Raw genomic sequence first — 23,744 nt, 5'->3', positions numbered from 1 at the left:
CATCTCCGGACGCTTTTGTCCGCTAGCTGGGCAGTCAAGCCAGCCTTCCGTGGCACTGCTTGAACTTCTTCCCGCTCCCGCACGGGCAAGGATCGTTGCGTCCGACCTTCACACCCATGTAGCTGCTGTGGTCTTCCGCCGCCACCGCCGCCGCGTCGCTACGCACCGGATTCGGGTTGAGCAGCTCTTCCGGCGCCGCCGACGGGTTGAAGTCGGCGTGCTGGAAATTGAGGTTTTCCAGGTGCGCCGCCTGGGCCGCCATCGCCGCCTCGGCCGCCTCGACTTCCTCGCGGGTCTGGATGCGGACCGTCATCACGGTGCGGATCACTTCGTTCTTGATCCGGTCCAGCATGCCGCTGAACAGTTCGAAGGCTTCGCGCTTGTACTCCTGCTTCGGGTTCTTCTGTGCATAGCCGCGCAGGTGGATGCCCTGGCGCAGGTGATCCAGTGCCGCCAGGTGCTCGCGCCAGTGGGTGTCCAGGCTCTGCAGCATGACATTGCGTTCGAAGCCGCCGAAGGATTCGCGGCCCACCACTTCCACCTTGGCGTTGTACGAGGTCTCGGCCGCCTTCAGGACGCGCTCCAGGATGTCGTCGTCGTTCAGGTTCGGATCCTCGGCCAGCATCTTCTGCAGCGGCACGTCCAGCGCCCACTCGGCCGACAGCACCGATTCCAGCGACTTGATGTCCCACTGCTCTTCCACCGATTCGGCCGGCACGTATTCGCGCACGAGGTCGGTGAACACGCCCACGCGCAGCGAGGCGATCAGCTCGGCCATGTCGACCGATTCCAGCAGCTCGTTACGCTGGGTGTAGATCACCTTGCGCTGGTCGTTGGCGACGTCGTCGTACTCGAGCAGCTGCTTGCGGATGTCGAAGTTGCGGGCCTCGACCTTGCGCTGGGCGGTCTCGATCGAGCGGGTCACGATGCCCGCTTCGATCGGTTCGCCTTCCGGCATCTTCAGGCGGTCCATGATCGCGCGCACGCGGTCGCCGGCGAAGATGCGCAGCAGCGGGTCGTCCAGGCACAGGTAGAAGCGCGAAGAACCCGGGTCGCCCTGGCGGCCGGAACGGCCGCGCAGCTGGTTGTCGACCCGGCGCGATTCGTGGCGCTCGGTGCCGATGATGTGCAGGCCGCCCGCGCCCACCACGTGGTCGTGCAGCGACTGCCATTCGTCGCGCAGGGTCTTGGCCTGCGCGGCCTTGTCGGCCTCAAGCAGTTCGGCGTTGGATTCGATCAGCTGGATCTGCTTCTCGACGTTGCCGCCCAAAACGATGTCGGTACCGCGGCCCGCCATGTTGGTGGCGATGGTGATCATCTTCGGACGGCCGGCCTGGGCGATGATTTCCGCTTCGCGCGCGTGCTGCTTCGCATTGAGCACGTTGTGCGGCAGCTTGGCCTGGTTCAGGATGCCCGACAGCAGTTCCGAGTTCTCGATCGAGGTGGTACCGACCAGCACCGGCTGGCCGCGCTCGTAGCAGTCACGGATGTCGTTCAACATCGCGTTGTACTTCTCTTCGGCCGACTTGTAGACCTGGTCCTGGCGGTCCTTGCGCTGCGAAGGCTTGTTCGGCGGGACGACCACGGTTTCCAGGCCATAGATCTCCTGGAATTCGTAGGCTTCGGTGTCGGCGGTACCGGTCATGCCGGCCAGCTTGCCGTACATGCGGAAGTAGTTCTGGAAGGTGATCGAGGCCAGGGTCTGGTTCTCGTTCTGGATGCGCACGCCTTCCTTGGCTTCCACGGCCTGGTGCAGGCCGTCCGACCATCGGCGGCCCGTCATCAGGCGGCCGGTAAATTCGTCGACGATCACCACTTCGCCGTTCTGCACCACGTAGTGCTGGTCCTTGTGGTACAGGACGTGGGCGCGCAGCGCCGCGTACAGGTGGTGGATCAGGGTGATGTTGGCGGCGTCGTACAGCGAAGCGCCTTCCGGCAGCAGGCCCCACTGGGTCAGGATGCTTTCCGCCTTCTCGTGGCCGGCCTCCGTCAGCAGCACGGTGTGCGCTTTCTCGTCCTTGGTGTAGTCGCCCGGGACTTCGATCTTGCCCTTGCCGTCCGGCGTCTCTTCGCCGACCTGCAGCGTCAGCAGCGGCGGCAGGTCGTTCAGGCGGTGGTACAGGTCGGTGTGGTTCTCGGCCTGGCCGGAGATGATCAAGGGAGTGCGGGCTTCGTCGATCAGGATCGAGTCGACCTCGTCGACCACCGCGAAATTCAAGCTGCGCTGCACGCGTTCGCGCACGTCGTAGACCATGTTGTCGCGCAGGTAGTCGAAGCCGAATTCGTTATTCGTGCCGTAGGTGATGTCCGAGGCGTAGGCGGTCTGCTTGCTGTCGTGGTCGAGTTGAGACAGGTTGACGCCGGTGGACAGGCCCAGCCAGCTGTACAGGCGGCCCATCGATTCCGCATCGCGCTGGGCCAGGTAGTCGTTGACGGTGATGACGTGAACGCCCTTGCCCGACAGGCCGTTCAGGTAGACCGGCAGGGTCGCCATCAGGGTCTTGCCCTCGCCGGTGCCCATTTCCGCGATCTTGCCCTGGTGCAGGACCATGCCGCCGATCAGCTGCACGTCGAAGTGGCGCATCTTGAGCACGCGCCTGGCTGCTTCGCGGCAGACCGCGAAGGCTTCCGGCAGGATGTCGTCGAGGGTCGCGCCCTTGGCCAGGCGGTCCTTGAATTCCGGCGTCTTGGCCTGGAGTTCGGCGTCCGACAGCTTTTCCATCTGGGGCTCGAGCGCGTTGATCTGGCGCACGGTCTTTTGGTATTGCTTGAGCAGTCGCTGGTTACGGCTGCCGAAAATCTGGGTCAGGAATGACATTGCTGTGTTCTAGAAAATTACGCCGCAAAAAGAGCCAGGGGTGACTAGTACATACTACCCACCGCAGACCGCCTATGGCAAAAAGCTACTGATTTTATCATGCGATCCGGCCACACTTGGGGGCAATGGGCAGGATAACAAGCCTGCTGGACAGTAAAATGTTATCAAATTGCACCAAGCCCCACGCTTCTCCTGCATGCCGCCCGCGCATATGGTATGTTGGCGGCATTCGCTTCCCCTGTTTCCTTTCTTCTTTTCCGCAGTGCATATCTACGGTACCAAAAACCGCCAGACCTCGATCGTCGCGACCGACTTCCTGCGCAAGAACGAACGCATGGCCAGCCTGCTGCCGGCCGCGATGCGCATGGCCCGGCTGCAGTCCGACTGCGCCGCCATCCTGCCTGTCATGGCCGGCAATACCGACGTGATCTCTTTCCAGGACGGAGTGCTGGTGCTGGCCGTGCCGAGTTCCGCGGTGGCCGCGCGCATGAAGCAGATGCTGCCCAAGCTGCAGTCCGCGCTGGCGCAGCGCGGCTGGGCGGTGGAGACGGTGAAGCTGAAGGTACAGGTGGCGCGCGCCATGGCCGAAGACAAGCCGCAGCCGCGCGTCCTGGCACTGCCGACGACGGCGGTGCAGGCTTTCGAGGAACTGGCGGAATCGCTGGACGACAGCAGCCAGAACAAGGATCTGGTGGCCGCCCTGCGCCGGCTGGCCGAAAAACGCCGCTAGCGCCGCGGCAGCCGGCGGCCGGTTCCTGCGCCGCCCTGCCTTGGCACCCTTGGATGCGCGCCGCGTCTTACATCTGCGCCCATTCGCGCGTCATTTGCCGCAGGTAGGACGGCGGCGCCTCGCTCAAGGAATCGAACTCCACCCACTCGTAGGCATCGGGCGTCGCCAGCAGCTTGCGCAGCAGCTCGTTGTTCAGCGCATGGCCCGACTTGTGGGCCGTGTAGCTGGCCAGCAGCGGATGGCCGACGATGTACAGGTCGCCGATCGCGTCCAGGATCTTGTGGCGCACGAATTCGTCCTCGTAGCGCAGGCCGTCCGCGTTCAGGATGCGGTATTCGTCCATCACGATCGCGTTTTCCAGCGAACCGCCGCGCGCCAGGCCCAGGCCGCGCAGGGTTTCCACGTCCTGCATGAAGCCGAAGGTGCGCGCGCGCGCCACGTCGTGCACATAGGAGACGTCGCCGAAATCGACGGCGGCGCGCTGCATGGTGCCGTCCACCGCCGGGTGGTTGAATTCGATGAAGAAGTCGAGCTTGAAGCCATCATAGGGCGACAGGCGCGCCCACTTCTCGTTGCTGCCGCTGCCCTGGCGGATCTCGACGTCCTTCAGCACGCGGATGAAACGCTTCGGCGCATCCTGCTCTTCCAGGCCGGCCTGCTGCAGCAGGAACACGAAGGAGGCGGCCGAGCCGTCCATGATCGGGATTTCCTCGGCCGTCACGTCCACGGTCAGGTTGTCGATGCCGAGGCCGGCGCAGGCCGACATCAGGTGTTCGACGGTGGACACGCGCGCCCCGTCCTTGATCAGGACGGTGGCCATGCGGGTCTCGCCGACCACGTCGGCCGCGCTCGGGATGGCCACGACCGGGTCGTAGTCGACACGGCGGAAGGTGATGCCGGCGCCGGGCGGGGCCGGACGCAGGGTCAGTTCGACCTTGGTGCCCGAGTGCACGCCCACACCGGTGGTGCGCACGACCTGTTTGATGGTTCGTTGTTTCAGCATCCGCCGATTATAGCCCAGCGCCCCCGGCCCCGCTGACGCCTGCCGCACACTAGGGGTGGTCCGATTCGACGTGCACTTTTTCGTGGCGGATCAGATACAGGCCGCTGCCGATGATGATCGCGGCGCCCGCCACGGTCCAGCCATCGGGCAGGGTGTGCCACAGCAGCCAGTCGAGGCCAACCGCCCAGGCCAGGGCCGTGTATTCGAAAGGCGCGACGCTCGAGGCATCGCCCCGGGCGAAGGCTTCGGTGATCGCCAGCTGGCCGATGAAACCGGTGACCGCCAGCGCCAGCAGCAGCGGCAGGTCGCCCTTGCGCATCCCCACCCAGCCGGGCGCGGCCAGCACGCTGGCGCCGATCGCCATCATGAGCATCAGCCAGAACACCATGTATTCGCTGCGGTCGGTGCGCGCCAGGACGCCCACCGTGATCGCCGAGATCGCGTACATCGCGGCCGCCCCCAGCACCGCCAGGCCGCCGATGGTCAGGAAACCCGCGCCGCTCGGGCGCAGCACCACCAGCACGCCGCACAGGCCGACGCCGATGGCGATCCAGCGCGCCCGGTCGACGCGCTCCTTCAGGAACCACACCGAGAGCGCCGTGATGAGGGCGGGCGCGATAAAGAAGATCGTATAGGCCTCGGCCAGCGACAGCTGGCGGATGCCGAAGGCGAAGAAGGCCAGCATCGCGATGCCGAGCACCGCGCGCAGGATGTGCAGCGGCCAGCGGATGCGGAACACGCCGCCATAGCCGGCTTTGACGCCGACATAGAGCGCCACCAGAGGCAGCGAGGTAAGCGAGCGCAGCGCGGCTACCTGGATCGCCGGGTAGCGCTGGGACAGCATCTTCATCACCGTGTCCATCAGCGCGAACATGAACACGGCCAGCACCATCGCATAGATGCTGTACAGATTGCCGGCGGGTCGTTTCAGGAGCATGGCGATCAAACGTTCAAGGACAAAAAAACGGCGCCGCGGCGCCGTTTGCAGTGGTGCGGGGAATCAGCCCAGCTGTTCCAGCATCTTCTCGGCGCTCGAGACTTCGAAGCCGCTGGTTTCCACGTTCAGCGCCTTGACCACGCCGTCTTCGACCAGCATCGAGTAGCGCTTGCAGCGGGTGCCCATGCCGTGCTTCGAGAAGTCGGCGTCCAGGCCCAGGGCCTTCGAATAGTCGCCGTTACCGTCGGCCATCATGCGCACGATGCCGGTGGCTTTCTGGTCGCGGCCCCAGGCGCCCATCACGAAGGCGTCGTTCACCGAGATGCACCAGATCTCGTCCACGCCCTTGGCCTTGAGGGCCTCGGCGTGCTTCACGTAGCCCGGCACGTGCTGGGCCGAGCAGGTCGGGGTGAAGGCGCCCGGCAGGCCGAAGATCACGATCTTCTTGCCCTTGGCGAGTTCGGTGACCTGGAAGCTGTTCGGGCCGAGCGAGCAGCCTGCGGTCTCGGTCTCGATGAATTCCGACAGGGTGCCTTCCGGCAGGCGCTCGCCGATCTGGATGCTCATGGGGTGTACTCCTTGTTGTGTTTTGAGAATCCGGCAATTATCGCCGATGTGGACCCGGTCTGCAGAAAGGCCGCTCGTCGCGCGGCTTCAGCCACGATTCACGCGGCGCCGCCAACGGAAAAGGCCAGCTCGCGCTGGCCTTCGGGAGTCCGGTCGGGACGACTCAGTCGGCTTGCTTGCGCAGGAAGGCCGGGATGTCGTAGGTCTCGACGCCGTTGCGCTGCATCGCCTGCACCTGCTCGGAGGCCTGCTCGCGGCGCCACACGGCCGGCTGCTTCATGCCGCCCATGGCGTCGCCGCCGGCCTGGCCCATGGTCAGGCCGCCCGCCACGGTGGTGGCGCCTGCCATCATCGGGGCATTGTAGGTACCGGTCTTGAGCATCTGCTGCGGCTGCACCAGCTGCATCTTCTTGTTCTTGCCCAGGCCGGTCGCGACCACGGTCACGCGCAGCTCGTCGCCCATCGACTCGTCGTAGGCGATGCCCTGTGCGATCGAGGCGTCCGGTGCGGCGAACGCGCGCACGGCGGCCATCACTTCCTTGATCTCCTTGCCCTTCAGGCCGCGCGAGGCGGTGACGTTGACCAGCACGCCCTTGGCGCCCGACAGGTCGATGCCGTCCAGCAGCGGCGACGCCACGGCCTGCTCGGCGGCGATGCGCGCGCGGTCCACGCCCGAGGCGGTCGCGGTGCCCATCATGGCCTTGCCCTGCTCGCTCATGATGGTCTTCACGTCGTTGAAGTCGACGTTGATGTGGCCCGGCACGTTGATGATCTCGGCGATACCGGCGACGGCGTTGTTCAGGACGTCGTCGGCGTGCTTCATCCAGTCCAGCATCGATTCGTCTTCGTAGATGTCTTCCAGCTTTTCGTTCAGGATGACGATCAGGGAATCGACGTGCTTGGTCAGTTCTTCCAGGCCCGCCTCGGCGACCTGCATGCACTTGTCGCCTTCGTAGGAGAACGGCTTGGAGACCACGGCCACGGTCAGCGCGCCCATGGTCTTGGCCACCTCGGCCACGATCGGCGCGGCGCCGGTGCCGGTGCCGCCGCCCATGCCGGCGGCGATGAAGACCATGTGCGCGCCGCGCAGCGCATCCTCGATGCGCGAACGCGACTGCTCGGCCAGCTGGCGGCCCACTTCCGGACGCATGCCGGCGCCCAGGCCGGACTCGCCGATCTGGATGATGTTGTTGGCGCTCGATACCGCGAGCGCCTGCGCATCCGTGTTTGCGGCGATGAACTCGACACCGGACACACCCCTGTTGATCATGTGCTGAACCGCGTTGCCGCCAGCGCCGCCGACGCCGACAACTTTGATAACGGTCCCCAGTGCTGCGTTATCGACCATATCGAACTCCATGTGAACTCCCAATATTCAAGATGCCGCCCCGTTTCGGCACGGTGCCAGGCCCCTGGCAACGCGGTGAAACCGGAAGTAGCGATTGTATTTAAAAAATCTTTACCCGTGAACGTTTTGTTGCAGCCGTACTAAAAAAATTCGTGCCCTGCGCCCTGCCTGCTTCCCTGCCCTGCTGTTACCCCGCTTCTGCTTCAGAAATTCCCCGCTATCCATTCCTTCATGCGCTGCCAGACCGCCTTCACCGAACCGTCCTGGCGCGTCACGATGTGCCCGCGCAGGTACTGCTTCTTCGCTTCCAGCAGCAGGCCGAGCACCGTGGCGTAGCGTGGGCTGCGCACGACGTCGGCCAGCTGGCCGCGGTAGTCCGGCGTGCCCAGGCGCGCAGGCTTCAGGAAGATGTCTTCGGCCATCTCGATCATGCCGGGCATGATCGAGCTGCCGCCGGTAAGCACGATGCCCGACGAGAGCACGCCCTCGTAGCCGGATTCGCGCACCACCGTGTGCACCATCGCGAACAGTTCCTCGACGCGCGGCTCGATCACGGCGGCCAGCGCCTGGCGCGACAGGGCGCGCGGTCCGCGGTCGCCCAGGCCCGGCACCTCGAGCGTCTCGCCCGGATCGGCCAGCACCTGCTTGGCCACGCCGTAGCGGATCTTGATGTCCTCGGCTTCGCCGGTCGGGGTGCGCAGCGCCATCGCGATGTCGCTGGTGATCTGGTCGCCGGCGATCGGCAGCACCGCGGTGTGGCGGATCGCGCCGTCCGAATACACGGCGATGTCGGTGGTGCCGCCGCCGATGTCGATCAGGACCACGCCCAGTTCCTTTTCATCGACCGTCAGGACGGCGTCGGCCGACGCAATCGGCTGCAGGATCAGGTCGGAAACCTCGAGCCCGCAACGGCGCACGCACTTTACAATATTCTGGACCGCGGATACCGCACCGGTGACGATGTGCACGCGCACTTCGAGGCGGATGCCGCTCATGCCGATCGGCTCGCGCACGTCTTCCTGGTTGTCGACGATGAATTCTTGCGGCACCGTGTGCAGCAATTGCTGGTCGGTCGGGATGTTGACCGCCTTGGCGGTCTCGATCACGCGCGCCACGTCGGTGGCGGTGACCTCCTTGTCCTTGATCGCCACCATGCCGCTCGAATTGAACGAACGGATATGGCTGCCGGCGATGCCAGCATAGACATTGCGGATCTTGCAGTCGGCCATCAGCTCCGCTTCCTCGAGCGCGCGCTGGATCGACTCGACGGTGGCCTCGATGTTCACGACCACGCCCTTCTTCAATCCTTTCGACTCGTGCTGACCGAGGCCGATCACCTCGTGGCGTCCGTCGGACATCACTTCGGCCACGACCGCCACCACCTTCGAGGTGCCGATGTCGAGGCCGACGATCAGGTTCTTCGCGTCTTTTGTCATTGCTGTTGCCTGCTTATGTGTGCTTGGTTGTTTTGTTGGTGGATTGATTCGGTTTCTTCCTGGCCGGCTTCACAGGCTTGGTGGCGTCCTCCGGCACCGCCAGGGCCGCCGACGACAGCGCCAGGCCGTTCGGATAGCGCATGTCGATGGTATCGATGCGCCCTTCCTGCAGCCGCGCGACCAGCTGCGGGTAGACGCCCACCAGCCGCTGCACGCGCTTCTTCAGCGTGTCCCGGTCTTGCTCGCGGCCCAGGGCCACGCTCATGCCATTGTCCAGCTTCACGGTCCAGGCATAGCGCTCGGACAGCGACAACGCCTGCGGCACCAGCTGGACCGGCGCGAACAGGGCGCGCAGCTCGGTGAAGCGGGCCAGCACATCCTTCTCGCTGCCGCGCGGGCCATCGAAGGCGGGCAGCTCGTGGTCGTCGTCGGCCTCGGCCAGGTTGGCCGTGAACACGTCGCCCTTGACCGACAGCAGGCGGCCATCCTCGCCCCAGGTGCCAAGCGCCTCGTGCTCTTCCACCTCGACGATCAGGCCGTTCGGCCACTCGCGGCGCACTGTTGCGCGACGCACCCAGGGTACGGTCTCGAAGGTCGCGCGCACCTGGTCCAGGTCGGTGGTAAAGAAATTCCCGCGGATCTTGCCGACCACCCCGTTGCGCACCGTGAGTTCGTTCACATGGCGCAGCGGAATCTCGTACATGCTTTCCACCGTCACCGCGCGCAGCGAGAACATGGGGCGCTGCGACACCCACCACACGGCGGAACCGATACAGGCGAGCACTACCAGCGCCACCAGGGAACTGGCGGTCGCATTCAGGGCCCGGACGTCATGCCACATGCGTCGTTATACCTTTGCCATCTTCAGGCGCGCCGATGCCAGGATCTCCAGGCACAGGTCTTCGTAGCTGATCCCCAGCGCGCGCGCCGCCATCGGCACCAGCGAGTGCGAGGTCATGCCGGGCGAGGTGTTCACTTCGAGCAGGAAGGGACGCATGTCCGATTCGCGCACCAGCACGTCGATCCGGCCCCAGCCCTCGCATCCGAGCGCGCGGTAGGCGTTCACCGCGTGGCGCTGGATTTCCTCGGAAAGTAGCGGGTCCAGCTGCGCCGGGCAGTGGTACCGGGTGTCGTCGGTGAAGTATTTATTCTGGTAGTCGTAGTTGCCTTCCGGGGCCACGATCTCGACGATCGGCAGCGCGCGCGCATTGGCGCCGGTACCCAGCACGGCCACGGTGAACTCGCGGCCGGTGACGAATTCCTCGGCCAGCACCACGGCGTCGAAGCCGGCCGCCAGCTCCACGGCGGCCTTCAGTTCCTCGGCCTGGCTGACCTTGGTGATGCCGATGGTCGAGCCCTCGAGCGGCGGCTTGACGATCAGCGGCAGGCCGAGCGAGACCAGCACTTCGTCCAGGTCAGTGCCCGGCTCGATCGCGATGTAGTCCGGGGTCGGGATGTGGTCGAACTTCCAGATCTTCTTGGTGGTGATCTTGTCCATGCCGACGCTGGACGCCATCACGCCGCTGCCGGTGTAGGGAATGCCGAGCTGCTCGAGCGCGCCCTGCAGGCTGCCGTCTTCGCCGTAGCGGCCGTGCAGCGCGATGAACACGCGATCAAAGCCCTGCGCGGCCAGTTCGGCCAGGCTCTGGGTGCCCGGGTCGAACGGGTGGGCGTCCACGCCGCGGCTCCTGAGTGCTTCCAGCACGCCGGTGCCGGACATGATCGACACCTCGCGCTCGGCGGAGCGGCCGCCGAACAACACGCCCACCTTCCCGAAGGAAGCCGGGTCGACGCTTGCGGTGCCCTTGGTCGTTGAAACGTTCACTTGTTTAAACCTTTGCAGTAGTCAGTTGGTGCGGGACGCCGCTGATCGAGCCGGCGCCCATGGTCATCACGACGTCGCCGTCGCGCGCCACGTTCAGGATGGCGGCCGGCATATCGGCGATCGCCTCCACGAAAATCGGTTCCAGCTTGCCGCCGGTGCGCAGCGCGCGCGCCAGGGCGCGGCCGTCGGCGGCCACGATCGGCGCTTCGCCGGCCGGGTAGACCTCGGCCAGCAGCAGCACGTCCGGCGTGGCCAGCACTTTCACGAAGTCCTCGAACAAGTCGCGCGTGCGGCTGTAGCGGTGCGGCTGGAAGGCCAGCACCAGGCGCCGGCCCGGGTAGGCGGCGCGCGCGGCGGCCAGGGTCACCTCGGTCTCGACCGGGTGGTGGCCGAAATCGTCGACCAGGGTGAAGCTGCCGCCCCCGGGAATCGCGACCTCGCCGTAGCGCGTGAAGCGGCGGCCGACGCCGCTGAAGCCCTGCAGGCCGGCGTTGGTCGCTTCGTCGGAAATACCGATCTCGCGCGCGATCGCGATCGCCGAGCAGGCGTTCAGGACGTTGTGCATGCCCGGCTGGTTCAGCACGAAGCGGGTGTCCGGGTAGCCCTGCTGGCGCACCGTGAAGTGCATCTGCACGCCGTCCGCACAGGCGTCGAGGGCGCGCACTTCCGCTTCCTCCGAAAAGCCGTAGGTGGTGACCGGCTTGGTCACCTGGGGCAGGATGGCTGCGACGTGCGGATCGTCGATGCACAGCATGGCGCGGCCGTAGAACGGCAGGCGGTGGGTGAAGTTCACGAAGGCCGCCTTGAGCTTTTCGAAATCGTGCTCGTAGGTGTCCATGTGGTCGGCGTCGATGTTGGTGATCACCTCGATCATCGGCGTCAGGTTCAGGAACGAGGCGTCCGACTCGTCGGCCTCGGCCACGATGTAGTCGCCCGAACCCAGCTTGGCGTTGGCGCCGGCCGCCGTCAGGCGCCCGCCGATCACGAAGGTCGGGTCCATGCCGCCCGCGGCCAGTACCGAGGCCACCAGGCTGGTGGTGGTGGTCTTGCCGTGGGTGCCGGCGATCGCGATGCCGCGTTTCAGGCGCATCAGTTCACCCAGCATGATCGCGCGCGGCACCACCGGCACCTTGGCGGCGCGCGCGGCCATGACTTCAGGATTGGCTTCGTTGACGGCGGTCGAGGTCACGACCACGTTGGCACCAAGCACGTGCTCGGCCGAGTGACCGGTGTACACGCGCGCGCCGAGCTCCGCCAGGCGCTGGCTGGCAGCATTGCTGGCCAGGTCGGAACCCGAGACGTTGTAACCCAGGTTGAGCAGCACCTCGGCGATGCCGCTCATGCCGCTGCCGCCGATGCCAACGAAATGGATGTTCTTGATCTTGTGCTTCATGCCTTGTTGCCCATTGCGGCCAGTGCCTCCAGTTCGCGCGCGATCGCCTCGTTGGCATCGCGCTTGCCTACCTTGTACGCCGCCTGCGCCATCGCCAGGCAATCGCTGCGGCTCGTCTGCAGCAGGCTGGCCAGCCGCTGCGGATCCAGTTCTCCCTGCGGCAGGTGGACCGCCGCGCCCTGCTCCTGCATCCAGACCGCGTTGTCGCGCTGGTGGCTGGTGGTGCTGGCGACGAACGGCACCAGCACGCTGGCCACGCCGGCAGCCGTCAGTTCCGACACGGTGATGGCGCCGGCGCGGCAGATCACCAGGTCGGCGTCCGCATAGGCGGCCGCCATGTCGTCGATGAAGTCGACCACGTTCGCCTGCACCCCGGCCGCCGCGTAGGCGGCGCGCAGGTCGGCGATGTTCTTCTTGCCCGACTGGTGGGTCACGCGCGGGCGCACGCCGGCGTCGATCAGGGCCAGGGCGGCCGGCACGCTGTCGTTCAGCACTTTCGCACCCAGGCTGCCGCCAACGACCAGCACGCGCAGCGGGCCGCCGCGGCCGGCAAAGCGCGCGGCGGGCAGCGGCAGGTCGAGGATCTGCTGGCGCACCGGATTGCCTGTGACCACCGCCTTGCCGCTAGCTGCGCCGAAGTCGGCCGGGAAGCCGAACAGCACCCGGCTGGCGATCGGGGCCAGGGTCTTGTTCGACAGCAGCAGGGCGGCGTCGGCATTGACCAGGGCCAGCGGAATATTGCGCGTCTTGGCCATCATCCCGCCCGGCACGGTCACGTAGCCGCCCATGCCCAGCACCACGCTCGGCTTGCGCTGGCCGAGATAGCGGCGGCAGGCGGCAAACGCGCCCAGCATCTTGAAGGCGCCCCTGATGGTGTGGCCCAGGCCCTTGCCGCGCAGGCCGGCGAAATCGATGCTGTCCATCGCGATGCCGGCTTTCGGCACCAGTTCGGTCTCCATCCCGTGCGCGGTGCCCAGCCAGGACACTTCCCAGCCGCGCGCGCGCATGGTCTGGGCAATCGCGATGCCGGGGAAGATGTGACCGCCGGTGCCGGCCGCCATGATCATGAGTTTCTTCCTCGCGTGTGTACTCATGATCGGCCCCCACGCATGCGCACGCGGTTCTCGTAGTCGATCCTCAGCAGGATCGCCAGGCCGACGCAGTTGAACAGCACGCCCGAGCCGCCAAAGCTCATCAGGGGCAGGGTCAGGCCCTTGGTCGGCAGCAGGCCCAGGTTCACGCCCATGTTGATGAAGGTCTGGGTTCCGATCCAGATGCCGATGCCTTTCGCCACCAGGCCAGCGAAGGTCTGGTCGAGGGCGATGGCCTGGCGGCCGATGTCGAAGGCGCGCTTGACCAGCCAGTAGAACATCGCGATCACGACGAGCACGCCGGCCAGGCCGAGTTCCTCGCCGATCACGGCCATGATGAAGTCGGTGTGCGCTTCCGGCAGGTAGAACAGTTTTTCCACGCTGCCGCCCAGGCCCACGCCGAAGAACTCGCCGCGCCCGAAGGCGATCAGGGAGTGCGTCAGCTGGTAGGCCTTGTCCAGCGCATTGCCCTCTTCCCAGGGATCGAGGTAGGCGAACATGCGCGCGCGGCGGAACGGAGACAGTGCGATGATGGCGCTGAAGATCAGCACCAGCAGCGCGCCGATGCCGCCGAACCAGACGATGTTGATCCCGCCCAGAAACAGGATGCCCATCGAGATGCAGACGATCACGCCGAAGGCGCCCAGGTCGGGTTCCATCAGCAGCAGGCCGCCGACCAGGCCGATCGCCACCATCATCGGCAGGAAACCCTTGGTCAGCTTGTGCATGTATTCCTGTTTGCGCACCGTGAAGTCGGCCGCGTATAGCACCGCCGCGATCTTCATGATCTCGGACGGCTGCAGGTTCATGACCTTCAGCGGCAGCCAGCGGCGTGCGCCGTTCACCGACACGCCCAGGCCCGGGATCAGGACCAGGGCCAGCAGGAACAAGGTGCCGATGAACATCATCGGCGCCCACTTCTGCCACACGGCGACCGGCACCTGGAAGGCGACGGCGGCAGCCGCCATCGAGACGGCGATGTACATCATCTGGCGGTACAGGAAGTATTCGTTCTTGTCGTTCAGGTAGGCGAACTTGGGCGAATCGGGCAGCGCGATCGAGGCCGAGTACACCATGACCAGGCCGAACATCATCAGGAGCACGGTCACCCACACCAGCGGCTGGTCGTAGTCCATCATCTTCGACGGCCGGGTGCGCGCGGCGATGCTGGCATCGCTCGCCGAACCGGAAAACTTGAAAGGCAGCTGGAAAGCCATCAGATGTCCTGCCCCTTTTCCAGCGCCACGTCGCGCACGGCATCGACGAAGACCTGCGCGCGGTGCGCGTAATTGGTGAACATGTCGAGGCTGGCGCAGGCCGGCGAGAGCAGCACCGCATCGCCCGGACGCGCCAGGCCGGCGGCGCGGTGCACCGCTTCCGGCAGGCCAGGCAGGTCGAACACGGGCACCCCGGTCGGCTCGATCGCGGCGCGCACGAGCGGCGCGTCGCGGCCGATCAGGAGCACCGCGCGCACGTGGCGCGCGCTCGGTGCGGCCAGCGGGGCGAAGTCCTGGCCCTTGCCGTCGCCGCCTGCGATCAGGAGGATCTGCTGGTCTTCGCCGCTGAAGGCTTTGCCGAGGCCCTCCAGCGCGGCCACGGTGGCGCCCACGTTGGTGCCCTTGCTGTCGTCGTAGTAGTCGACGCCGTCGATGGTCGCCACCAGTTCCACCCGGTGCGGCTCGCCCGCATACTCGCGCAGGCCGTGCAGCAATGGCGCCAGCGGCAGGCCGCAGGCGCGGCACAGGGCCAGGGCCGCCAGCGCATTGGAGGCATTGTGCAGGCCGCGGATCTTCAGCGCGTCGGCCGGCATCAGGCGGTTGACCGCGGTTTCCACCGGCGGCGCGACTTCGCCCTTCTTCAGTTTCTTCGGCGGCTCGCTGTCGAGGGCGACCGCATTGGCCAGCCACAGCACGCCGCGTTCGCTCACCAGGCCGAAGCTGTCGGCATCCTGCGGTTCGCCGGTGCCGAAGGTGACGCGGGGGGCGTCGGGCGCGGCCATGCGCATCACGATCGCGTCGTCGCGGTTCAGCACGCGTACCGTGCCGGCTCCGAAGATGCGCGCCTTGTCCGCCGCGTAGGCCTCCATGCTGCCATGCCAGTCGAGGTGGTCCTGGGTCAGGTTCAGCACGGTGGCGGCATCGGCCTGCAGGCTGAAAGTGGTGTGCAGCTGGAAGCTGGACAGTTCCAGTACCCAGGCCTGCGGCAACGCGTCGCTATCGAGGCAGTCGCGCAGCACGTCGAGCGCGGCCGGGCTGATGTTGCCGGCCACGCGCGTGGACAGGCCGGCGCGGCGGCACAGCAGGCCGGTCAGGCTGGTGACGGTGGTCTTGCCATTGGTGCCGGTGATCGCGATGACTTTCGGCGCATAGCCCGTGTCTGCGCGCAGCTGGGCGAGGGCCTGGGCGAACAGCTCGATCTCGCCCCACACCGGCACGCCGCGCGCCACGGCTGCCGGCATCAGCTCGGCCAGCTCGCGTCCCGGGGCCAGGCCCGGGCTGACGGCGACGAAGTCGGTGCCATCGAGCAGCGCGGAGCCGAAGACGCCCGATGCGTCGGCGGCCATGAACTGCGCATTCGGCACCGCCTGGCGCAGGGCGAACAGGCGCTGCGGCTCGGTACGCGTGTCGGCCACGCGCACGCGCGCGCCGCAGCGCGCCAGCCACTGCGCCATCGCCAGCCCGGACTCGCCCAGGCCCAGCACCAATGCGGATTTGCCTTCGTAGTTCATTCTCTTCTTCGCAGCTTCAACGCAGTTTCAACGTAGACAGGCCAACCAGCACCAGCATCATCGTCACGATCCAGAAGCGGACCACGACCTTGGTTTCCTTCCAGCCCTTCTGTTCGAAATGGTGGTGCAGCGGCGCCATCAGGAACACGCGGCGGCCGGTGCCATAGCGCTTCTTGGTGTACTTGAACCATGCCACCTGGATGATCACCGACAGGGTCTCGGCCACGAACACGCCGCCCATGATGAACAGCACGATTTCCTGGCGCACGATGACGGCGATGGTGCCGAGCGCGCCGCCCAGCGCCAGCGCGCCGACGTCGCCCATGAACATCTGCGCCGGGTGGGCGTTGAACCAGAGGAAGGCCAGGCCCGCGCCCGCCATCGCGCCGCAGAAGATCAGCAGTTCGCCGGCACCCGGGATGTAGGGGATGAACAGGTATTTCGAGAAGGTCGCGCTGCCGGTGAGATAGGCGAACAGGCCGAGGGCGCCGCCCACCATCACGGTCGGCATGATGGCCAGGCCATCCAGGCCGTCGGTGAAGTTCACCGCGTTCGAGGAGCCCACGATCACGCAATAGGTCAGCGCGATGAAGCCCCACACGCCCAGCGGGTAGCTGATCGACTTGAAGAAGGGAACGATCAGGTCGGCCTTGGGCGGCAGGGTCATCGAGAAGCCCGACTGCACCCAGGCGTAGAACAGCTGCAGCACTTCCCAGGGGTTGGCAGCCGAGACCGAGAACGCCAGGTACAGGGCCGAGGCGATGCCGATCAGCGACATCCAGAAGTATTTCTCGCCCGAGCGCATGCCCTCCGGGTCCTTGTAGACCACCTTGCGGTAGTCGTCGACCCAGCCGATGGCGCCGAAGCCCATGGTCACCACCAGCACCGGCCAGATCAGGCGGTTCGACAGGTCGCACCACAGCAGGGTCGAGATGCCGATCGAGATCAGGACCAGCACGCCGCCCATGGTGGGGGTTCCGTGCTTGGCCAGGTGGGTCTGCGGGCCATAGGTGCGCACCGCCTGGCCGACCTTCAGGGCGGTCAGCTTGCGGATCACGGCCGGGCCGCACAAGAGGCCGATGCTGATCGCGGTAATCGTGGCGAACACGGCGCGGAAGGTGATGTAGTTGAATACGCGCAGCGGACCAAGGTAGTCCTGGAAGTATTGGGCGAGCCAGAGAAGCATGTCAGTGGGCGTCTTTCTTGATGGTTTGTCCGGTCAGGTGCTGGACCACGCGCTCCATCTTCATGAAGCGCGAGCCCTTCACCAGCACAGTTGCACGCGTATTGCCGCCCAGTGTTTGATCCAGTGCTGCCAATAATTCGTCGAACTGCTCGTAGTGCCGTGCTCCCGACGCGCGCATGTGGCGCGCCAGTTCGCCAGTGGCGAGCACGTGTTCGATGCCCTGCTGCCGCGCATAGGCACCGACTTCTTCGTGAAACTCTTTTCCCTGCGTGCCGACTTCGCCCATGTCGCCCACCACCAGGATGCGCGGCGGGGCATACGCCGCCAGCACGTCGATCGCGGCACGCATCGAGTCGGGGTTGGCGTTGTAGGTGTCGTCGATGACGGTGGCGCCATTCGCGGCCTGCCTGCGCTGCAGGCGCCCGCCTACCGGCGCGAAGTTCTCGAGGCCGCGCACGATGGCCTCGACCGGGATGCCGGCCGCCAGCGTACAGGCGATTGCCGCCAGCGCGTTGCGCACATTGTGCTCGCCGGCCGCGGCCAGCCTGACGGTGAAGTCCTCCCCGCGTGCCCGCACCTGCAGCGCGTTGCCAAAGCCGGTGGAGGCATAGCGCGCGCTCACGTCGCAGCCGGCGTCCAGGCCGAAGGTCAGCACCTCGCACCGGGCCAGCGCGCGCCACAGTTCCGTGTAGGTGTCGTCGCCCGGGAACACGGCCACGCCGTCGTCCGGCAGCGCCGCCAGCACGGCGCCGTTCTCGCGCGCCACCGCTTCCACCGTGTGCATGAATTCCTGGTGCTCGCGCTGGGCATTGTTGACCATCGCCACCGTGGGCGCGGCGATCGCCGCCAGGCGCGCGATCTCGCCCGGGTGGTTCATGCCCATTTCGATCACGGCCGCGCGCTGCACGCCGTTCAGGCGGAACAGGGTCAGCGGCACGCCGATCTCGTTGTTCAGGTTGCCCTGGGTGGCCAGGCGCGCGTCCTCGCCGAAGGCGGCGGCGAGGATGGTTGCGATCATTTCCTTGACCGTGGTCTTGCCGTTCGAGCCGGTCACGCCGATCACGGGAATGGCGAAGTGCGTGCGCCAGAAATGGGCGATACGGCCCAGCGCCACCAGGGTGTCGGGCACCACGATGGCCGGCAGGGTCCAGTCGTCCGGCACCCTGTGCACGACTGCGGCGGCCACGCCGCGTCCGGCGACCTGGCCGAGGAAGTCGTGGGCATCGAAGTGTTCACCCTTCAGGGCCACGAACAGCGCGCCGGCGGGCGCCGTGCGGCTGTCGGTGGTCACGCCCTCGAAGGCGGCATCGGCACCCACCAGGCGTGCGCCCGGGATCGCGGCCAGCAGTTGGGCGAGCGTCGCGCGCATCAGTGCGTCCTCATCATCGTGAGCCGGGCCGTCAATGCCAGCGCAGCGTGGTCGGCGTCGGAGAACGGAATCTTCCTGCCCTTGATTTCCTGGTAGGGCTCGTGGCCCTTGCCTGCCAACAGGATGACATCCTGCCGGCCGGCGTTCTTCACGGCCAGCAGGATCGCGGTGGCGCGGTCCTCGACCGTCTGCGGGGACTGCTCGCCGCGCCGCTCCATGCCGGCCACGATCTGGGCGATGATGCCGGCCGGCTCTTCGCTGCGCGGGTTGTCGCTGGTGACCACCACCTGGTCGGCCATCTGGGCGACGGCACCCATCTGCGGACGCTTGCCGGGGTCGCGGTCGCCGCCGCAGCCGAACACGCACCACAGCCGGCCGCCGCGCTCGTCGGCCACCTGGCGCAGCGCTTCCAGCGTCTTTTCCAGCGCATCGGGCGTATGCGCGTAGTCGATCACGACCATCGGCGCATCCTGGCCACCGATCTGCTGCATGCGGCCCGGGGCCGGCACCAGCGCCTCGATCGCCTCCAGCGCGGACTTGAACGCCACGCCCTTGGCCAGCAGGGCGCCCAGCACCGCCAACGCATTGCTGACGTTGAAGTGGCCCACCAGGGCGGTCTTCACCAGGGCGCTGCCGGCCTGGGTATCGACCTGGAATTCGGTGCCGGCGTGGCGGCTGCGCAGGTTCGATGCGCGCAGGATGCCGGCGCCGGCGATGGCGGGCTGCTCCGCCTCGCTGCGCAGGGTATAGCCGGTGAGCGGCAGCTGCGGGCGTTCCTGGCGCAGCCAGGCCGCCAGGCGCAGGCCGGCCGGGTCGTCCAGGTTCACCACGGCGTGGCCGAGGCCTTCCCAGGCGAACAGCTGGCGCTTGGCCGCTTCGTAGTTCTCCATGTCGCCATGGAAGTCGAGGTGGTCGCGCGTCAGGTTGGTAAAGACGGCGACGTCGAAGTGCATGCCGGCGGTACGCTCCTGCACCAGGCCGATCGAGGACACCTCGATCGCCAGCGCGCCCACTTCGCGGGCGCGCAGCTCGGAAAGTAGCTGGGCCAGCAGCACGGCGTCCGGGGTGGTGTAGCCGGTGGCGTCGAACTGCGGCTCGCCCTTGCCATCGACGACGCCGACGCCGAGGGTGCCGATCACGGCGGCGGTCTCGCCAAGGCGCGCGAGTGCCTGCCCGGTCCACACCGCGCACGAGGTCTTGCCGTTGGTGCCGGTGACGCCGACGGTGAACATGGCGGCGTCCGGGTGCTGCAGCACGGCGTGCGCCACCGGGCCCGCGTTCTGCTTCAGCCTGGCAACGCCCAGGTGCGCCACCGCGTGCGCGCCATCCCAGCTGTAGCCATCTTCCTCGTACACCACGGCGGCGGCGCCGGCCGCGATGGCAGCCGCGATATGGCGGCGCCCGTCCGAGGCCTCGCCCGGATAAGCGAAGAACACGTCACCTTTCGCCACGCGGCGCGAGTCGGAAACGAGGCGGCCGCCCGGGGCGGCGGCGCGGATCCACTGGCAGATGTCGTTCAGGCTCATCGCCATCACAGGTTCTCCTCTACCGGGTCGTCCGAGATGATGATGTCGGTGATCGACGAGTCGGGCGGCACGTTCGCGGCCCGCAAGGCATTCGAGGCCAGGTCCGCGGCGGTCGGCGCCGCGACGCTGCCGCCTGTCCGGAGCGCGCCGCGCGGATTGTCGATCATGACCGCGATGACGAAGCGCGGCCTGGACATCGGCGCGATGCCGACGAAGTAGCCGATGTTGTCGGTCTTCGAGTAGCGGCCGTTGACGATCTTCTCGGCGGTGCCGGTCTTGCCGCCCACGCGGTAGCCGGCCACCCGGGCGCGCGTCGCGGTGCCGCCCGGCTCCACGACCGATTCCAGCATGGTGCGCACCTTGGCGGCGGTCGCGGGCGAGATCACTTGCTGGCCGACCGGCTCTTCGGTGACTTTCAAAAAGGAGAGCGGAATGATGTCGCCGTCGCGCGCGAACACCATGTAGGAACGCGCCAGCTGCAGCAGCGACACCGACAAGCCGTGGCCGAAGGACATGTTGGCGTATTCGATCGGCTTCCACGATTTCCATGGACGCACGCGGCCGGCGACGGCGCCCGGGAAGCCGAAGCGCGGCGCCTGGCCGTAGCCGAGCTTGGTGTACAGCTCCCACATGTCCTTCGGCTCGAGCAGCTGGGCGATCTTGACGGTGCCGACGTTCGAGGACTTCTGGATGATGCCGCTGACCGTCAGGGCGTCCTTCGGGTGCATGTCGCGGATCGGGCGCCCGCCCACGACGATGCGCCCGCCGGACGTGTCGAACACGGTGTCCGGCGTGATCTTCTTCTTTTCCAGGCCGAGCGCCACCGTGACCGGCTTGAGCGTCGAACCCGGCTCGAAGGTGTCGGTGATGACGCGGTTGCGCAGCTGGGCGCCGGTCAGCTTGGAGCGGTCGTTCGGGTTGTAGGTCGGGTAGTTGGCCATGGCCAGCACTTCGCCGGTGTGCACGTCCAGCACCACCGCGCCGCCGGCCTGGGCGTTGAACTTCTCGACCGCGTTCTTCACGCTGGTGAAGGCGATGTACTGCAGCTTGCTGTCGACCGACAGCGTCAGGTCCTTGCCCTCGTGCGGCTCGCGGAACATGCCCAGGTCCTCGGCGATGTGGCCGAGGCGGTCGCGGATCACGCGGCGGCTGCCCGGCACGCCGTTCAAGGACTTCTGGTGGAACAGCTCCATGCCTTCCTGGCCCTTGTCCTCGACGTTGGTGAAGCCCACCATGTGGGTCATCACTTCGCCCTGCGGGTAGTAGCGCTTGTATTCCTTGCGGGTGTCGATGCCGTCGATCTTGAGCTTCTCGATCTTCTCGACCGCGCTCATCTCGACCTGGCGCTTGAGGTAGACGTAGCTGCGCTTCGGATCGAGCTTGGCGCGCAGTTCCGATTCGGGCATCTCGAGCAGGCGCGCCAGCTCCGGCAGCTTGTCGGTCGGTCCGGCCAGTACTTCCTTCGGGAAGGCGGCCACCGACTTGACCGGCAGCGAGGAGGCCAGCACCTGGCCGTTGCGGTCCATGATCTTGCCGCGCGCGGCCGGCAGCTCGACCAGGCGCTCGTAGCGGCTCTTGCCCTGCTTTTGCAGGAACTGGGTCGACACGCCCTGCAGCCACAGCGCGCGCGCGCCGAGCGCGGCGAAAGCGATGAACAGCACGAACAGCACCACGCGCGAACGCCAGCTCGGCACGCTCACGGCCAGTACCGGGCTCTTGCTGAAGGCGACGCCCTTGGACGCGGCGACGCGCGCCGTGCTGCGCCGATCGACGCGGCTCGCGTTGCGGCTCATTGGGCGCCTTCCGTCAGGTATTGGGTACGGGCGGGGCTCAGCGGGGTCATGTTCAGGCTGGTGCGCGCGATCTGTTCGATGCGTTCGTTCTTGCCGAGGGTGGACTGGTCGAGCTGGAGCTGGCTCCAGTCGATCTCGAGTTGGCGCGCATGCTGGTTCAGGCGCTCGTATTCGATCAGGAGGTGGCGCGCCTGGTAGCGCGCGTTCACCACCGACAGCGCGCAGCCGACCACGGCGACCGTCAGCACGATGTTCAGCTTGACGCTCATGCCGGCGCCCCCGCTTTTGCCGCACCGAGGCGTTCGGCCACGCGCAGCACCGCCGAACGGGCGCGCGGGTTGGCCTCGACTTCCAGGTCGGAAGGCTTGATCTTGGCGACCAGCTTCATCAGGGGCTGCGGCAGGTCGACCGCGCGGATCGGCAGCCGGCGGTCCGGCTGCGCCACCTTGGCCTTCGAGGCCAGGAACTGCTTGACCATGCGGTCTTCCAGCGAGTGGAAGCTGATCACCGACATGCGGGCGCCCGGCGCCAGCATGGCATAGGCCGCGTTCAGACCTGCTTCAAGGTCTTCAAGCTCTTGATTGATGAAAATCCGGATAGCCTGAAAGGTCCGGGTGGCCGGATCCTTGCCCTTTTCCCGGGTTTTGACCGCGTCTGCCACGATTGCGGCAAGCTCTCGTGTGGTCGAAATTGGCTGGATTGCGCGGCGAGCAACAATCGCCTTTGCAATCTGGAAAGCAAACCGCTCTTCTCCATAATCTCTTATCACCTTTTCCAGTTGTTGTTCCGGCGCGGTGGCCACCCATTCGGCCGCCGACATCCCGCGCGTGGTATCCATGCGCATGTCGAGCGGGCCGTCCTGGCGGAAACTGAATCCGCGCGTCGCGTCGTCCACCTGGGGCGACGAAATGCCAAGGTCCAGCAGGATGCCGTCCACCTGGCTGATGCCGCGCGCGTCCAGCGCGTCATGCATCGTGGCAAAACTGTCGTGCACGATCGTAAAACGGGGGTCCTGCACTTCTTGCGCGGTCGCGATCGCCTGCGGATCCTTGTCGAAGGCGACCAGGCGCCCCTGGGGGCCCAGCCGCGACAGGATCAGGCGGCTGTGGCCGCCACGCCCGAAGGTGCCATCTATATAAGTACCGTTGGCGCGCTCGCCGCTCAGCTCGAGCGCATCCACCGCTTCATCCAGCAGCACCGTACGATGCTGGTATTCCATTGATCCAGGCACCGGCCTTGTTTCCGTCATCGGTGCCTCAGAAGGAGAAATTGGAAAGGACATCGGGCATGCCGCCAGACACGGCCTCGGCTTCGCTTTCGGCAAGCTTGGCGGCATCCCAGATTTCGAAATGGGTGCCCATGCCCAACATCATGACTTCTTTCTCCAAACCCACGGCAGCCCGCAGCTCGGGCGAGATCAGCACCCGGCCAGCGCTGTCCAACTCGACATCGCAGGCGTTACCAAGGAAAATGCGCTGCCACGCCCTGGCCGACATCGGCCAGGCGGCGATCTGCTCGCGATGCTGTTCCCACACCGGACGGGGAAAGAACAGCAGGCAGCCATGCGGATGCTTGGTCAGCGTCATGCGGCCTTCGCACTGGAGCGCGAGGGCGTCACGGTGCTTGGCCGGAATCGACATCCGGCCCTTTGCATCGAGATTGATCGCTGACGCGCCCTGGAACACGTATTTACCTAGCTTGGAGAATGAGCAATTTAGAATTTTTTGGCCGTTCGGGGTTCGGAAAACCTCCCACAAATCGACACTTTTTCACACTGTTTCCCACTTTATTGGAATCAAGATTGGTGGTCAAGCGAATTCACGCTTGGCAAATCCTAATTTGTCTAATGAAACCAAGGACTTAGATGCAGCCATTAAGGCTTCGTCAAGGTAAAATGTCTCCTAAATCAGTCACTTAGGAAACGGATTGAAGGTTGGACCTCACCTGTACAGACAATCTTTACGTTTGATCAAGATCACGTCTTGACGAGATTT

Annotated in this window: 20 protein-coding genes; 1 reads left to right on the top strand and 19 read right to left on the bottom strand. The window is 66.2% G+C overall.

Annotated elements, in window-relative coordinates:
• Window positions 1-34: 34 nt before the first annotated feature.
• The gene (gene secA, locus LE190_RS14315; RefSeq protein ID WP_225239334.1) at window positions 35-2,818 is read right to left on the bottom strand and encodes a preprotein translocase subunit SecA; all 2,784 of its coding nucleotides are present in this window, start codon (window positions 2,816-2,818) and stop codon (window positions 35-37) included.
• Window positions 2,819-3,080: 262 nt separating this feature from the next.
• On the opposite strand from secA, the gene LE190_RS14310 reads away from it, so the two are divergent.
• Entirely contained in the window at window positions 3,081-3,548 is a 468-nt protein-coding gene (locus LE190_RS14310) for a DciA family protein (protein ID WP_224946090.1), read from the top strand.
• 67 nt (window positions 3,549-3,615) lie between these two features.
• Here the strand turns inward: LE190_RS14310 and lpxC are convergent, their stop codons facing one another.
• From lpxC to mraZ, 18 genes are all read right to left on the bottom strand, one after another.
• Window positions 3,616-4,551, bottom strand: a complete 936-nt coding sequence (lpxC, locus tag LE190_RS14305; RefSeq protein ID WP_225239333.1) for a UDP-3-O-acyl-N-acetylglucosamine deacetylase — start codon at window positions 4,549-4,551, stop codon at window positions 3,616-3,618.
• 49 nt (window positions 4,552-4,600) lie between these two features.
• Complete coding sequence (locus LE190_RS14300) at window positions 4,601-5,488, bottom strand: DMT family transporter (protein WP_225239332.1); 888 nt, start codon at window positions 5,486-5,488, stop codon at window positions 4,601-4,603.
• Between the two features lie 63 nt (window positions 5,489-5,551).
• Window positions 5,552-6,055 carry a peroxiredoxin gene (locus tag LE190_RS14295; RefSeq protein ID WP_225239331.1) on the bottom strand — a complete coding sequence of 168 codons (504 nt, stop codon included), beginning with the start codon at window positions 6,053-6,055 and terminating at the stop codon, window positions 5,552-5,554.
• 163 nt (window positions 6,056-6,218) lie between these two features.
• A complete protein-coding gene (gene ftsZ, locus LE190_RS14290) occupies window positions 6,219-7,415 on the bottom strand; it encodes a cell division protein FtsZ (RefSeq protein WP_225239330.1) in 1,197 nt (398 codons plus the stop codon).
• A 191-nt stretch (window positions 7,416-7,606) separates the two neighbouring features.
• The gene (ftsA, locus tag LE190_RS14285; RefSeq protein WP_225239329.1) at window positions 7,607-8,839 is read right to left on the bottom strand and encodes a cell division protein FtsA; all 1,233 of its coding nucleotides are present in this window, start codon (window positions 8,837-8,839) and stop codon (window positions 7,607-7,609) included.
• Window positions 8,840-8,852: 13 nt separating this feature from the next.
• Entirely contained in the window at window positions 8,853-9,680 is an 828-nt protein-coding gene (locus tag LE190_RS14280; protein ID WP_225239328.1) for a cell division protein FtsQ/DivIB, read from the bottom strand.
• A 6-nt stretch (window positions 9,681-9,686) separates the two neighbouring features.
• On the bottom strand, window positions 9,687-10,664 hold the full coding sequence (locus tag LE190_RS14275; protein WP_225239327.1) for a D-alanine--D-alanine ligase: 978 nt from the start codon (window positions 10,662-10,664) through the stop codon (window positions 9,687-9,689).
• A gap of 4 nt (window positions 10,665-10,668) precedes the next feature.
• Entirely contained in the window at window positions 10,669-12,057 is a 1,389-nt protein-coding gene (gene murC / locus LE190_RS14270) for a UDP-N-acetylmuramate--L-alanine ligase (protein ID WP_225239326.1), read from the bottom strand.
• Window positions 12,054-13,151 (bottom strand): undecaprenyldiphospho-muramoylpentapeptide beta-N-acetylglucosaminyltransferase, encoded by a 1,098-nt coding sequence (murG, locus tag LE190_RS14265; protein WP_225239325.1) that lies wholly within the window; start codon window positions 13,149-13,151, stop codon window positions 12,054-12,056. Before murG ends, murC begins: the two co-directional genes overlap by 4 nt.
• Window positions 13,148-14,365 carry a putative lipid II flippase FtsW gene (gene ftsW, locus LE190_RS14260; RefSeq protein WP_224946099.1) on the bottom strand — a complete coding sequence of 406 codons (1,218 nt, stop codon included), beginning with the start codon at window positions 14,363-14,365 and terminating at the stop codon, window positions 13,148-13,150. Before ftsW ends, murG begins: the two co-directional genes overlap by 4 nt.
• Complete coding sequence (gene murD, locus LE190_RS14255) at window positions 14,365-15,876, bottom strand: UDP-N-acetylmuramoyl-L-alanine--D-glutamate ligase (protein WP_225239324.1); 1,512 nt, start codon at window positions 15,874-15,876, stop codon at window positions 14,365-14,367. The genes ftsW and murD overlap by 1 nt, the downstream gene beginning before the upstream one ends.
• Window positions 15,877-15,892: 16 nt before the next feature.
• Window positions 15,893-17,062, bottom strand: a complete 1,170-nt coding sequence (mraY, locus tag LE190_RS14250) for a phospho-N-acetylmuramoyl-pentapeptide-transferase (protein WP_224946101.1) — start codon at window positions 17,060-17,062, stop codon at window positions 15,893-15,895.
• A 1-nt stretch (window position 17,063) separates the two neighbouring features.
• The gene (locus tag LE190_RS14245; protein ID WP_225239323.1) at window positions 17,064-18,431 is read right to left on the bottom strand and encodes a UDP-N-acetylmuramoyl-tripeptide--D-alanyl-D-alanine ligase; all 1,368 of its coding nucleotides are present in this window, start codon (window positions 18,429-18,431) and stop codon (window positions 17,064-17,066) included.
• Window positions 18,431-19,963 carry a UDP-N-acetylmuramoyl-L-alanyl-D-glutamate--2,6-diaminopimelate ligase gene (locus LE190_RS14240; RefSeq protein ID WP_225239322.1) on the bottom strand — a complete coding sequence of 511 codons (1,533 nt, stop codon included), beginning with the start codon at window positions 19,961-19,963 and terminating at the stop codon, window positions 18,431-18,433. Before LE190_RS14240 ends, LE190_RS14245 begins: the two co-directional genes overlap by 1 nt.
• Entirely contained in the window at window positions 19,963-21,750 is a 1,788-nt protein-coding gene (locus LE190_RS14235) for a peptidoglycan D,D-transpeptidase FtsI family protein (protein WP_225239321.1), read from the bottom strand. The genes LE190_RS14240 and LE190_RS14235 overlap by 1 nt, the downstream gene beginning before the upstream one ends.
• Window positions 21,747-22,019, bottom strand: a complete 273-nt coding sequence (gene ftsL / locus LE190_RS14230) for a cell division protein FtsL (protein WP_225239320.1) — start codon at window positions 22,017-22,019, stop codon at window positions 21,747-21,749. Before ftsL ends, LE190_RS14235 begins: the two co-directional genes overlap by 4 nt.
• Window positions 22,016-23,020 carry a 16S rRNA (cytosine(1402)-N(4))-methyltransferase RsmH gene (gene rsmH / locus LE190_RS14225; protein ID WP_439847493.1) on the bottom strand — a complete coding sequence of 335 codons (1,005 nt, stop codon included), beginning with the start codon at window positions 23,018-23,020 and terminating at the stop codon, window positions 22,016-22,018. Before rsmH ends, ftsL begins: the two co-directional genes overlap by 4 nt.
• Window positions 23,007-23,435, bottom strand: a complete 429-nt coding sequence (gene mraZ, locus LE190_RS14220; protein ID WP_225239319.1) for a division/cell wall cluster transcriptional repressor MraZ — start codon at window positions 23,433-23,435, stop codon at window positions 23,007-23,009. The genes rsmH and mraZ overlap by 14 nt, the downstream gene beginning before the upstream one ends.
• Between the last annotated feature and the right edge of the window lie 309 nt (window positions 23,436-23,744).

It is taken from the genome of Massilia hydrophila (assembly GCF_020208145.1).
Lineage (GTDB): Bacteria > Pseudomonadota > Gammaproteobacteria > Burkholderiales > Burkholderiaceae_D > Telluria > Telluria hydrophila.
This window is presented reverse-complemented; position numbering and strand designations above follow the sequence as displayed.